We start from the raw sequence: 11,365 nt of genomic DNA on the forward strand, positions 1-11,365 counted from the left end.
GTCATGAGGGTCCTGCGGCCCTGTCCCCGCACCGCGGCCCCCTTCAGTCTTGAAGGCAGCGGAAAGTGCAATCGGGGGAAAGAGCGTTGGGGGCCGGCCATGAAACGGTCGACAGTGGCGAGGATCGCGGCCGGCTCGGCGCTGGCGACCGTGGCGGTGACCGGCGCCACCGTCGCGGCCACCGACGTGGTGCAGCAGGTCACACAGATCACGTCCGGGCAGCAGGGCGCCGCGCCGGTCGAGCGGGGCATGACGGCGCCTTACCGGCCCATGCGCGACGCGAACGTGAGCGATGAGGCCGACTACCTGGCCCGTATGATGGCCAACCATCACGAGGCGGTGGCGGCGGCCCGGCAGCTGCAGCGCTCGGACCGGCCCAGGATGCGTGCGCTCGGGGCCTCGATCACGAAGACGCAGAGCGCCGAGCTCGGCACGCTGAAGGCCTGGCTGGACCAGTGGTATCCGGGCCGTTCGGGCACGGAGACCGGCTACCCCCCGATGATCCGCGATCTGTCCAGGCTGTCGGGCGACGCGCTGGACGAGGCGTTCCTGTGTGACATGACCGACCACCAGATGGCGGGGGTCGTGATGTCCCAGCAGTTGCTGACGTCCGGGCGGGCCCGGCATCAGGAGGTCGCCGCGTTCGCTGTCAGGGCGCGCGATGCCCAGCGTGCCGAGGTTTTCCGGATGCAGCGGGACCTGGCCGACCGGTTCGGCGGCTGGGCCATGCCCTGCGAGATGCAGAGCTGAGCCGAGGAGGATGTCATGTCGGTCGAGGTCAAAGATGTCATGGGCCGGGTGGCCATCGCCGTGCTGATGGATGCCTCGTTCGTGGAGATCGTGGAGGCGATGGGGCGGTTCGCGGTGGGTGCGGTCACGGTGATCGACGGGGATCGGCGGCCCGTGGGTGTGGTGTCCGAGGACGATCTTCTGCTCAAGGAGACCGACACGGTACGGCACTGCGTGTCGATGTACGAGTCGGGCAGGGAGCGGCAGGAGCATCAGAAGGCGGCGGGTGTGACGGCGGCTGAGCTCATGAGCTCGCCGGCGATCACGGTCACGCCGGGCACGTTGGTGCGGGAGGCGGCCCGGCTGATGCACGTCAGGCGCATCAGGCAGCTGCCGGTGGTCGACGAGGTCTCGGGGCGGATCGTCGGCACGCTGCACCAGCGTGACGTGCTGCGGGTCTTCATCCGTCCGGTGGGTGAGCTGGAGGCGGAGGTCAGGCAGGTGCTTCCGGACCCGGAGGCGTTCGCCGTCGAGATCGACCAGGGCGTGGTGACGGTCAGCGGCGCGGTGGAGTGGAGATCACAGGCCATCGCCTTGGCGGAACGGATCCGGGCGGTCGAGGGCGTCGTGGACGTGAGGTCCGTGGTGACCTTCGACAAGGACGATCTCCTGAGCGCCCCCTCGGGAACGTAGGCGCCGCCGGCCCGGTGTCACTTCTGGCGGCCGTCCCGCAACCGCGCCGCCAGGGCCGCCGCCTGGGTGCGGCGCTGCATGTTGAGCTTGGCCAGCAGGTTGGACACGTAGTTCTTGACCGTCTTCTCCGCCAGGAACATCCGCTCGCCGATCTGCCGGTTGGTCAGCCCCTCGCCGATCAGGTCGAGAATGTGCTTTTCCTGCTCCGACAGCGTGGCGAGCGGGTCCTTCCTGGCCGCCTGGTCGCGCAGGCGCTGCAGCATGGCGGCGGTGGTCTGCGGGTCGAGCAGCGACTGGCCCGAGGCGACCGTGCGTACCGCGTCGACCAGGTCGGAGCCGTGGATCTGCTTGAGCACGTAGCCGGAGGCGCCGGCCATCACCGCGTCGAACAGCGCGTCGTCGTCCGCGAACGAGGTCAGCATCAGGCACGCGAGCCCCGGCATCCGGGAGCGGGCCTCCCGGCACACGTCCACGCCGCTGCCGTCCGGCAGGCGCACGTCCAGGATCGCCACGTCGGGCCGCAACGCGGGGAGACGGGCGATCGCCGACTCGGCCGTGCCGGCCTCGCCGATCACCTCGATGTCCTCCTCGGCCCCCAGCAGCGCCGCGACACCCCGTCGCACGACCTCATGGTCGTCGACGAGGAACACACGAATCATATGTACGACGCTATCCGACCCAGGCACCGGAGATGGGCATCGCCGCAGGTCAGGTGCGACACTGAGAGATGTGGAGAGCGAGCGTCACCCGTTGATGCCGCAGATGCGGCTCGATGAGCTGCTGGCCGAGCTGCAGATGCGGCTCAATGCCGTGCTGGCCACGCGGGACCGGGTGCACGCGCTGCTCGAGGCGATCGTGACGGTGGGCGGCGAGCTCAGCCTGGAGGCCGTGCTGCGCCGCATCACGGAGACCGCGACGAAGCTGGTGGACGCCAGCTACGGTGCGCTCGGCGTGATCGGCAAGGAGAACACGCTCATCCAGTTCATCCCGGTGGGGCTGACCGAGGAGGAGATCGCCAGGATCGAGCACTGGCCGCGCGGCCTGGGCCTGATCGGCATGCTGATCAAGGATGCGCGGCCGCTCAGGTGCGGCCGCATCGCCGAACATTCGGAGTCGTACGGCTTCCCGCAGGGCCATCCGCCCATGGGCTCCTTCCTCGGCGTCCCGATCCGGGTGCGGGAAGAGGTTTTCGGAAACCTTTACCTGACCGAGAAGCGCGGCGGCGGCGAGTTCGACGAGGAGGACGAGGCCATCGTGATAGCGCTGGCCTCCGCTGCCGGTGTCGCCGTGGACAACGCCCGTCTGTACGAGGAGTCGCGGCGGCGTGAGACCTGGCTGCAGGCGTCGTCCGACGTGAGCACGAGCCTGCTGTCCGGTGCCGACCAGGACCAGGTGGTGAACCTGGTGGCGACCTGCGCCCGCGAGATGACCGACGCGGACCTGGTCGAGGTGCTCATGCCCGAGCCGTCGAGGCAGTCGCTGATCGTGGAGTTCGCGGCGGGCGAGGGCGCGGAGGAGCTGTTCGGCGCCGTCTTCGTGGTGTCGGAGACGCTCGCGGGCCATGTGTTCACCGAGGGCGAGCCGATGTCCGACGCGGACATGCAGAGCGCCCCGCGTCCCGGATCGCCGCTGCGGCGGCTGGGGTACGGGCCGGTGCTGATGGTGCCGTTCGGGAACGTGTCGAGCGTGCGCGGGGTGCTGGTGCTGGCCAAGCGGACCGGGCGGTTGCCGTTCAGCGACGCGGATCAGCAGATGCTGCAGGCGTTCGCCTGCCAGGCGGCGATCGCGTTGGAGCTGGCCGACGCGCGCCGGGACGCCGAACGGCTGGGCCTGCTGGAGGACCGCGACCGCATCGCCCGAGATCTGCACGACGTGGTCATCCAGCGCCTGTTCGCGACGGCGATGACGCTGATGAGCACGATCCGGCTGGTGGAGCGGCCGGAGGCGGCCAAACGGGTCCAGCACGCGATCGACGAGCTGGACGAGACGATCCGGCAGATCCGTTCGTCCATCTTCGCGCTGCAGGGCTCCGCCCAGGCCGCAGCCAGCCTGCGCGGGCAGATCGTGGCGCTCGTGGAGGGCGCCGCCGGCCACCTGGGATTCATGCCGGGCCTGCGCATGGAAGGGCAGATCGATACCCTGGTGCCCGAGCCGGTCGCCGAGCACCTGCTGGCCGTCCTGCGCGAGGCCCTGTCCAACGTGGTCCGCCATTCCCGCGCGACCCGCGCCGACGTTCTCGTCCAGGCCGCCGATGCCGAACTCGTCCTCATGGTCACGGACAACGGCGTCGGCCTGGGAGAGACCGGACGCCGCAGCGGCCTGCGCAACGTGGAGGACCGGGCCGCCTGCTTGGGCGGCACCGCGGGGTTCGCCGTCTCCGAACAGGGCGGCACCCGGCTGTGCTGGCAGGTCCCCCTTGTGAGGCCGGCGCTGTGAGGCCGGCGCTGTGAGGCCGGCTCAGTCGGCGATGCGGCGGCCGGACACCTGCTCGGCCTCGACCACGATGTAGTGGTCCCGGTTGCCCGGCGCCCAGGTCGTCAGCGGCAGCTCCGCCAGCCGGTCGCGCTCGGTCGGGTCCGTCACGGCCCGCGCGAGCCCTACCGCGGTGACAGACCAGCCGGTACGCCGCTCGAGATCGAATTCGTCGGCCTCGAACGCCACCACGGCTCTTCTGGTGGCGGCGGCCAGCTTCGATCCGGTCGAGGTGCGGATCACGATGGAATGGCCGTCGAGATGGAAGTTGACCGGCTGCACGGCCGGCAGAGCCTGATCGGTGAACACGATCCGCCCGATCGGTGCCGTGGACAGCAGGTCGAGGCACTCCGCGCGCGAGAGCACCTGAAGTCCGGACGAGTCGACCTGCATACCCTCACCATCTCTGCTCGGAGCCCGTCAGCGTTAGAGGCGAAAGTCCTGAGGTCAGGTGCACGAGAACTCAGATGACGAGAACATCAGGATGTTAGCTGTATCCTGTCTGTATCGGGGCCGAGGAAGGGAGCGCGATGGTCAGACTGACCCGGGCGCAGCAACAGGAACGCACCCGCGCGGCCGTGCTGGCCGCGGCGAGGGAGGAGTTCGCCGAGCGCGGCTACGCCGACGCCAAGGTCGACCGGATCGCGGAGCGCGCCGAGCTGACCCGGGGCGCCGTCTACTCGAACTTCCCGAGCAAACGCGCGCTCTACCTGGCCGTCCTGACCGACTCGATCGAGCGCACGGACGCGGCGGAGGCGACGCCACCGCCGGACCTGGCCGAGGCGTTGGGCGCGTTCGCCCGCGTCTGGCTCGAACGGCTGCCGTTGACCGGCGACACCCCCGCAGGTGGGAAGCTGCAGCTACGCTCGCTGGCCGGGGTGTTCGACGACGGGCCGGGCCGCGCCGCGCTGGCCCAGATCGCCCGGCTGGAGGCGCTGCTGCTCGCCCGCGCGCTGGAGTCACGCCTGCCTTGCCACCCGCGGCGGGTGCGGCTGGCCGAGCTGGTTCTCACGCTGTTGACCGGCGCCGGCCACCTGGCCGACACGGCGCCCGGCTTCGGCGACCCCTTCGACGTGGCAGGCGCCTGCCGGCATCTGGCCGCGCTCGACCTCGCCGACGCATGGGACCCGCCGCACCTGCCGTACATCGCCCCCGCGCGGCCCGTCCAGGACGTGTGGGAGCCGCCCGCCGAGCTGACGGACCAGATCACCGGGCGGCGGACCGGGTTCGACGCCGACGGGGTGATCGCGGTCCTCGGCACCGGCCGGCTGGAGGCGGCCGAGGAGGCCGTCCGCGCCGCCCGTCCGGGCGACCGCGTCACCGTGGTCGTCGTGACCGGCGACCCCGCCGAGCTCGGACGTCTCGTCCGGCTCAGGATCGGCGACCTCGCCGGATGCCTGCGCCGCGTGTTCACCCCGGACGCCTGTCCGGACCTCCGCCTCGTCCTCGACGAGCGCGCCACCGTCGCCTCGGCCGTCGGCATCCCCGACGCCGACGACGCCACCGAGGCGGCGGTACGCGTCCAGTCCGGCAGGATCGTCGCCCGGGCCTCGGGGCGAGGCGCCGCCCACGCGGCGGCGACCTCGGGCGGCGCGGCCAGGACAGAACCCGGGAAGGCCGGGCGATGACCCGCGCCGCCCGGCATGTCACCGACGTCAGAGACGACCGACAGGAAGGGCCTGCCGACGTGCCGCATCCGACCAGCACCGACTTGCTGGTGCTCCACACCCTGCGCTGCATGGGGTTCACCGTTCTCGCTCGCGTGGCCGAGGCGAGCGGGCTCCCCGAGGCCGACGCCGAATCCGAGCTGATCGATCTCGCCGTGGCCGGCCTGGTCACGCACACGCCGGGAGACTTCGGCGGCTGGGGTCTCACCGAGGCCGGCCGCGCCGCGGACGCCGAGCGGATCTCCGCCGAACTGGACGCGGCCGGGGCCCGGGCCGCGGTGGCGGCGGCGTACGACGCCTTCCTCCCGCTCAACGTCGAGCTGCTCGACCTCTGCGGCGCCTGGCAGACACGGTCAGCCGGCGGTGTCCTGACGCTCAACGACCACACCGACATCGCTTACGACTCCCGGGTTCTGGACCGGCTGACCGATTTCGACCGGCGCGCCGACGCCGTCCTCGCGGGCCTGGCCGCGGCGATGCCTCGGTTCCGGCGGTATCGGGTCCGGCTCACCGGCGCGCTCACCCGCGTCAAGGCCGGCGAGCCGGAGTACGTGACCGACAGCATGGCCTCGTACCACACGGTCTGGTTCCAGCTGCACGAAGATCTGCTGGTCACCCTGGGCATCCCGCGATGACGTGGATCCATCCCCTGTCGCCGGAGACCGGCGGGAGCGCGGCCGTGCTCGGCGGGAAGGCGTACGGCCTGGTCGTCCTGCGACGTCTCGGGCTGCCCGTGCCTCCGGGGTTCGTCATCGGCACCGGGGCCTGCCGCGCCTTCCTCCGCGACGGGCGGTTTCCCGACGGTCTCGGCGCCGAGCTGGCGGCCGCCGTCTCCGAGCTCGAGGCCGCCACGGGGCGGCGCCTGGGCGGGGCCGAGCGGCCGCTGGCGGTGTCGGTTCGCTCGGGCGCCAGCGTGTCGATGCCCGGCATGATGAGCACGATCCTCAACCTCGGTCTCACCGCCGAGGCCGCGGAGGGGCTGGCGGCCGAGACGGGCGATCAGCGGTTCGCGCTCGACTCGCGCCTGCGGTTCCTGTCCGGCTTCGCCGCCACGGTCCTCGGCGTGGACCCGGCTGCCCGCGGGGCCGGAGGGATCGGCGAGTTCGAGGCCCTCATCCGCGAACGAGCCGGCCACGCGGTCCTCGACGATCCGGCGCGGCAGCTGGAGCTGGCTGTCGGGGCCGTGCTGGCGTCATGGGACACGCCGCGCGCCCGGACCTACCGCGAGCTGCACGAGATCCCGCACGACCTGGGCACGGCCGTCACCGTGCAGGCCATGGTGTTCGGCAATCGCGGCGACCACAGCGGCAGTGGCGTCGCGTTCAGCCGCGACCCCAACACCGGTGAGCGGGTCCCGTACGGCGAGGTCCTGTTCGGCCGCCAGGGCGAGGACGTCGTCTCGGGGCGGACGATCACCCGGCCGCTGGCCGAACTGGCCGGCAGGGAGCCGGCGGTGTGGGCCGGTCTCCTGGCGGCCCTGTCCCGGGTCGAGGGGCACTACCGCGACGCGTGCCACGTGGAGTTCACCTTCGAGGCGGGCCGGCTGTGGATCCTGCAGGTGCGGCCCGGCGGCCTCGCCGGGCGGGCCGCCGTCCGCGTCGCGGTCGACCTGGCCGACGAGGGCGTCATCGATCGCCGCGAGGCGCTGCTCCGCGTCTCCCCACGGCAGCTCGACCAGGTACGCACGCCCCGGATCGACCCGTCCGGCGTGCTCGACCTCCTCACCCGAGGGGTGGGCGCGTGCCCGGGCGTCGCGACCGGCAGGGTGGCGACCACCGCGGACACAGCCGCCCGGATGGCCGCCGAGGGTCCGGTCATCCTGGTGCGCCCCGAAACCTCCCCGCTCGACCTGCACGGCCTGGCCGCCGCCGCGGGCGTCGTCACCGCACGCGGCGGACCGGCCAGCCACGCCGCCGTCGTCGCCAGGTCCATGGGCAGACCCGCCGTGGTGGGAGCGGCGGACCTCGAGGTTGACGTGGCCGCCGCCCGCGTGCGAGCCGGCGGGCGGGCCATCCCGGAGGGCACGCTCGTCACCATCGACGGGACCGGCGGAGAGGTCGCTGCCGGCAGCCCCCGCATCGTCACGGCGGCGTCCGATCCGCACCTGGACCGCCTGCTCGAATGGGCCGACGCCGTCTCGGGCGACCGCTCACCCGGAAGCGCCGCAGAACGCCTCAGAAGGGCCCACTGAGCAGGCGTTTTGCGGACTTGCCTAGGACGCCGTCCAAGCGCGACTCTTAGATGAGCGGGTCATCGCTTCGGGGGAGGTTGCGATGAGCGGGTACGGCACGACCATCCCGGCGGCGCGTCCCCGGACGCTGACGGTGGGGGTGGAGGAGGAGTTCCTGCTGCTGGACCACGCCGAAGGCCGTCCGGCTCTCGCCGCGCCGGCGATCCTGGCGCTGTTCGACGGCGACCCGTGCATCAAAGCCGAGGCCATGCGCTACCAGCTCGAGACAGTCACCGGTGTGTGCACGGACCTGGCGCAGGTGGCGGAGGAGCTGTCCCGCCACCGGGCGCTCGCCTCGCGCGCGGCGGAGGAGCTCGGCTGCCACCTGGTCGCCTGCGGCATCGCCCCCCGGCAGGCGCCCGGCCTGTCCGCCCTCACGGCCGACGCCCGCTACCGCGAACTGGCCGCCCGACACGGCTCCCTGGTCGCGAGCTCCTGCACCTGCGGCTGCCACGTACACGTCGGCATCCCCTCCCGCGAGCTCGGCGTGCAGATCCTCACCCGGCTCCGGCCCTATCTGGCCACGCTTCTGGCGCTCAGCGCCAACTCGCCCATCGCCGACGGCGGCGACACGGGCTGGGTCAGCCGCCGCCACCGGCAGTGGAGCCGCTGGCCGACGGCGGCGCCTCCCCGCGTCTGGCGATCGGCGGCCGACTACGACGCCGCCGTGTGCCGCCTGATCCGCCGCGGCCGTGCCATGGACGAGCGGAGCGTGTACTTCCACGCCCGCCTGTCACCGCGCTATCCGACGGTGGAGCTGCGCGTCATGGACACCTGCCTCTCGGTCGAGGACACCCTCCTGATGGCGGCCATGGCACGGGCGCTCGTCGCCCTGGCCATCGCCGACGTGGCCCGCGGCGTGCCCGTTCCCACGCTGAGCGACAGGCGGATCGTCGCCGAGCTGAACGCCGCCGCCCGCCACGGCCTCGACGCGCTCGCCGTCGACCCGTACACCTCGCGCGTCATGCCGCACCGTGACCTGCTGGAGATCCTCCTGCCGCGCCTGCCCGAGCCCGAACCGATCGCCCTGCTCCTGCAGGGCCTCGCCCTCCGAGGGACGGGTGCGGCCAGGCAGCGGACGATGTGGGCCCAGGCGGGCTCACCCCGGCGCTTCGCCCAGCTGCTCGCCGAGGCGACACAGGCTTGAGTGTGCGGGTAGGAGCCGATATGTGGGGATACGCAGGTGGCGGCTTGTCGCGAAGGAGGGGACATGACCGTCGAATCATTGACCGCCGGGCAGGTGATGAGCCGTGTCCTGGTGGCGGTCAAGCCGGACGAGTCGCCGTTGATGGCCTGGGAGCTGATGCGCCGCGCCGACGTGCATCACCTGCCGGTCGTCGACGGGCGGCGCGTGCTGGGCATTCTGACGCGGGAGCAGGTGGCGGCGTCCTGGTCGGGCGGGCCGGAGGAGCAGTCCGGCCGCCAGGTGCGGGCGCTGCTGCGGCGCGAGCGCAGACCGGTGGTCCGGCCGGGCACCCCGCTGGCCAGGGTGGCGGGGACGATGCTGGACGCCGGGTGCGACGCCCTGCCGGTGGTCGACGGGGGCGGGCTGGTCGGCCTGGTCACCGCCTGTGACGTGCTGGCGGCCGTCGCCGGACGTGTCCGGCCGGTCGAAGGAGCCGGTGAGATGGTCACCGGGATGTTCCACCTCGAGCCCGTCCTGCCTCCGACGTCCTCGCCGTGAGGCGCCTGACGAAGCCGCTCTTGCCTCAGCCGGCCAGTAGCCTCAGGTTCTCCGCCGCGGCGGAGCCGGATGGGGCGTGGTAGACAGTCAGGGCGTGTTCGGGGTCATCGGGCAGCCGCAACGACTCGAAGGAGAGGGTGAACTCACCCGCCAGCGGATGACGCAGGCGCTGGACGCCGTGGTTGGTCTCCTTGACGTCGTGCCTGGCCCACAGCCGGCGGAACTCCTCGCTCCGCGCCGACAGCTCGTCCACGAGCGCCGACAGCTGCGGATCGTCCGGATAGCAGCCCGCGTACAGGCGCAGGGCTCCGACGACGTCGGTGGCCTTGGACTCCCAGTCCGCGAACAGGTGGCGATGATCGGGCCGCAGGAACACCAGCCGGGCCCAGTTGCGCTCCCGGGACGGCAGCCGGTCCCAGTCGCCGAACAGGGCCGCCGCCATCCGGTTCCAGGCCAGGATGTCCGAGCGCGGCCCTGTCACGTACGCGGGCACCCCGTCCATGGAGGCCAGCAGCTGCCGGAGCTCGGGGCGTACCTGCTGGTGGGGCGGCGAGTACTGCTTGCGGTGCTGGCACTTGACCAGGTGCGTGAGGTGCGTGTGCTCGGCGTCCGTCAGCCGCAGGGCCCGCGCGATCGCACCGACGACCTCGTCCGACACGTTGTTGCCCCGGCCCTGCTCGAGCCGGGTCAGATAGGCGACCGACACGCCGGCGAGCTGGGCCAGCTCCTCGCGGCGCAGCCCCGGCACCCTTCGGTGCCGCCCGAAGACCGGCAGCCCGACAGCCTCTGGCGTCAGCCGGGCCCGGCGGCTGCGCAGGAACGCGCCGATCTCGGCGCGCGGATCGAACGGCTGCTCGCCGCCCGGGTCCGCTCCCTGCAGGCCGGGCATAGAACACATATCGCCCATTGTCCCCCATCGTCGGCATGTGGAGTGCGTACGAGCCTGACCCTGGCAGTAGTAGGACCACCGGTCGTACGCGGAGCAGGGCTCTGGGAACACCCCGCCTCGCCGCGGCAGGCTCGTGCATGGCACCCCCACCTGACCACGATCTGAGGGAAGACTTCGATGAGCACTGTTGCCGCCTCTTCTGTCGTGCAACGCAACGGCCGGGCGGTGGCCGCCGGGGAGCTGGCGCCGCTCGCCTTCGCGGGCTACGCCCACTTCACCGCCATGCAGGTGCGTGGCGGCCGGATCCGGGGCCTGGACCTCCATCTGGAGCGGCTGCGGCTCGCCTCGGTGGAGCTGTTCGGCCGGGCGTTGCCCGACGACCGCATGCGGTCCTATCTGCGGGCTGCCCTGGAGGACGGCCCGGCCGACCTCTCGCTGACGGCCACGGTGTACTCACCGGCGGGGGAGTTCACCGTGGCCGGGGACGATGCCGAGCCGGAGGTGCTCGTCCGTACCGGACCCGCCGCCTCCGGCCCGGAGGGGCCGCTGGCGCTGGCGGCGGTCGAGCACGAGCGGATGCTCCCGGCCGTGAAGCACGTCGGCGAGGTGGCCAAGACCTATTTCCTCCGCCAGGCCGCCGGAGAAGGCTTCGACGACGCCGCCTTCGTGGACCGCCGGGGCCGGCTCAGCGAGGCGTCGATCTGGAACCTGGCCTTCTGGGACGGCGCCTCGGTGGTGTGGCCCGTGGCCGAGATGCTGAGCGGGATCACGATGACCGTCGTCCGCCGGCGGCTGGATCGCCTGGGCATCCCGCAGCGGGACCAGGAGATCACCCTGTCCGACCTGCCGGCTCTGGCCGGGGCCGTGGTCATGAACTCATGGACGCCGGGAGTGGCGGTACACCGGATCGGCGCTGTGGCCCTGCCTGAGGCGCCGTCCTTCGTCGAGCTGCTGCACCGCGCCTACCAGGCCGAGCCGCTCACCTCGCCGTGAGCTCCTGG

The 11,365-nt window shown here is 72.3% G+C and carries 12 protein-coding genes; 9 read left to right on the plus strand and 3 right to left on the minus strand.

Annotation, left to right across the window (positions count from 1 at the left end; translation table 11 throughout):
* Window positions 1-99 precede the first annotated feature (99 nt).
* Window positions 100-750, plus strand: a complete 651-nt coding sequence (locus ABD830_RS28790; RefSeq protein WP_344993966.1) for a DUF305 domain-containing protein — start codon at window positions 100-102, stop codon at window positions 748-750.
* 15 nt (window positions 751-765) lie between these two features.
* Window positions 766-1,422 carry a CBS domain-containing protein gene (locus ABD830_RS28795; protein ID WP_344993968.1) on the plus strand — a complete coding sequence of 219 codons (657 nt, stop codon included), beginning with the start codon at window positions 766-768 and terminating at the stop codon, window positions 1,420-1,422.
* Window positions 1,423-1,439: 17 nt separating this feature from the next.
* Here ABD830_RS28795 and ABD830_RS28800 read toward each other — a convergent pair whose 3' ends face one another.
* Window positions 1,440-2,081, minus strand: a complete 642-nt coding sequence (locus ABD830_RS28800) for a response regulator transcription factor (protein WP_344993971.1) — start codon at window positions 2,079-2,081, stop codon at window positions 1,440-1,442.
* A gap of 70 nt (window positions 2,082-2,151) precedes the next feature.
* On the opposite strand from ABD830_RS28800, the gene ABD830_RS28805 reads away from it, so the two are divergent.
* A complete protein-coding gene (locus ABD830_RS28805) occupies window positions 2,152-3,858 on the plus strand; it encodes a sensor histidine kinase (RefSeq protein WP_344993973.1) in 1,707 nt (568 codons plus the stop codon).
* A 21-nt stretch (window positions 3,859-3,879) separates the two neighbouring features.
* Here ABD830_RS28805 and ABD830_RS28810 read toward each other — a convergent pair whose 3' ends face one another.
* The gene (locus ABD830_RS28810) at window positions 3,880-4,287 is read right to left on the minus strand and encodes a pyridoxamine 5'-phosphate oxidase family protein (RefSeq protein WP_344993976.1); all 408 of its coding nucleotides are present in this window, start codon (window positions 4,285-4,287) and stop codon (window positions 3,880-3,882) included.
* 137 nt (window positions 4,288-4,424) lie between these two features.
* Here ABD830_RS28810 and ABD830_RS28815 point away from each other — a divergent pair, with 137 nt between their 5' ends.
* The 5 genes from ABD830_RS28815 to ABD830_RS28835 all read left to right on the plus strand — a co-directional run bounded on the left by ABD830_RS28815 (window position 4,425) and on the right by ABD830_RS28835 (window position 9,475).
* Entirely contained in the window at window positions 4,425-5,522 is a 1,098-nt protein-coding gene (locus ABD830_RS28815) for a TetR/AcrR family transcriptional regulator (RefSeq protein WP_344993979.1), read from the plus strand.
* Window positions 5,519-6,196, plus strand: a complete 678-nt coding sequence (locus ABD830_RS28820; protein WP_344993981.1) for a transcriptional regulator — start codon at window positions 5,519-5,521, stop codon at window positions 6,194-6,196. The genes ABD830_RS28815 and ABD830_RS28820 overlap by 4 nt, the downstream gene beginning before the upstream one ends.
* Entirely contained in the window at window positions 6,193-7,752 is a 1,560-nt protein-coding gene (locus tag ABD830_RS28825; RefSeq protein ID WP_344993984.1) for a pyruvate, phosphate dikinase, read from the plus strand. The genes ABD830_RS28820 and ABD830_RS28825 overlap by 4 nt, the downstream gene beginning before the upstream one ends.
* A gap of 82 nt (window positions 7,753-7,834) precedes the next feature.
* Window positions 7,835-8,938: a carboxylate-amine ligase gene (locus tag ABD830_RS28830; RefSeq protein ID WP_344993986.1), complete on the plus strand. Its 1,104-nt coding sequence runs from the start codon at window positions 7,835-7,837 to the stop codon at window positions 8,936-8,938.
* Window positions 8,939-9,001: 63 nt separating this feature from the next.
* Window positions 9,002-9,475, plus strand: coding sequence for a CBS domain-containing protein (locus ABD830_RS28835; protein ID WP_344993989.1), 474 nt, complete (start codon window positions 9,002-9,004; stop codon window positions 9,473-9,475).
* Window positions 9,476-9,500: 25 nt separating this feature from the next.
* Here the strand turns inward: ABD830_RS28835 and ABD830_RS28840 are convergent, their stop codons facing one another.
* The gene (locus tag ABD830_RS28840; protein ID WP_344993991.1) at window positions 9,501-10,373 is read right to left on the minus strand and encodes a helix-turn-helix transcriptional regulator; all 873 of its coding nucleotides are present in this window, start codon (window positions 10,371-10,373) and stop codon (window positions 9,501-9,503) included.
* Window positions 10,374-10,541: 168 nt separating this feature from the next.
* On the opposite strand from ABD830_RS28840, the gene ABD830_RS28845 reads away from it, so the two are divergent.
* On the plus strand, window positions 10,542-11,357 hold the full coding sequence (locus tag ABD830_RS28845) for an aminotransferase class IV family protein (protein ID WP_344993994.1): 816 nt from the start codon (window positions 10,542-10,544) through the stop codon (window positions 11,355-11,357).
* Window positions 11,358-11,365: the final 8 nt, after the last annotated feature.

It is taken from the genome of Nonomuraea helvata (genome assembly GCF_039535785.1).
GTDB classification, from domain to species: domain Bacteria; phylum Actinomycetota; class Actinomycetes; order Streptosporangiales; family Streptosporangiaceae; genus Nonomuraea; species Nonomuraea helvata.

What these genes read in the sequence shown, in the direction of transcription:
- ABD830_RS28830 (WP_344993986.1), top strand. Translation starts at nt 7,835, where the DNA reads ATGAGCGGGTACGGCACGACCATCCCGGCGGCGCGTCCCCGGACGCTG.
- ABD830_RS28845 (WP_344993994.1), top strand. Translation starts at nt 10,542, where the DNA reads ATGAGCACTGTTGCCGCCTCTTCTGTCGTGCAACGCAACGGCCGGGCG.
- ABD830_RS28835 (WP_344993989.1), top strand. Translation starts at nt 9,002, where the DNA reads ATGACCGTCGAATCATTGACCGCCGGGCAGGTGATGAGCCGTGTCCTG.
- ABD830_RS28810 (WP_344993976.1), bottom strand. Translation starts at nt 4,287, where the DNA reads ATGCAGGTCGACTCGTCCGGACTTCAGGTGCTCTCGCGCGCGGAGTGC.
- ABD830_RS28815 (WP_344993979.1), top strand. Translation starts at nt 4,425, where the DNA reads ATGGTCAGACTGACCCGGGCGCAGCAACAGGAACGCACCCGCGCGGCC.
- ABD830_RS28825 (WP_344993984.1), top strand. Translation starts at nt 6,193, where the DNA reads ATGACGTGGATCCATCCCCTGTCGCCGGAGACCGGCGGGAGCGCGGCC.
- ABD830_RS28790 (WP_344993966.1), top strand. Translation starts at nt 100, where the DNA reads ATGAAACGGTCGACAGTGGCGAGGATCGCGGCCGGCTCGGCGCTGGCG.
- ABD830_RS28795 (WP_344993968.1), top strand. Translation starts at nt 766, where the DNA reads ATGTCGGTCGAGGTCAAAGATGTCATGGGCCGGGTGGCCATCGCCGTG.
- ABD830_RS28800 (WP_344993971.1), bottom strand. Translation starts at nt 2,081, where the DNA reads ATGATTCGTGTGTTCCTCGTCGACGACCATGAGGTCGTGCGACGGGGT.
- ABD830_RS28840 (WP_344993991.1), bottom strand. Translation starts at nt 10,373, where the DNA reads ATGTGTTCTATGCCCGGCCTGCAGGGAGCGGACCCGGGCGGCGAGCAG.
- ABD830_RS28820 (WP_344993981.1), top strand. Translation starts at nt 5,519, where the DNA reads ATGACCCGCGCCGCCCGGCATGTCACCGACGTCAGAGACGACCGACAG.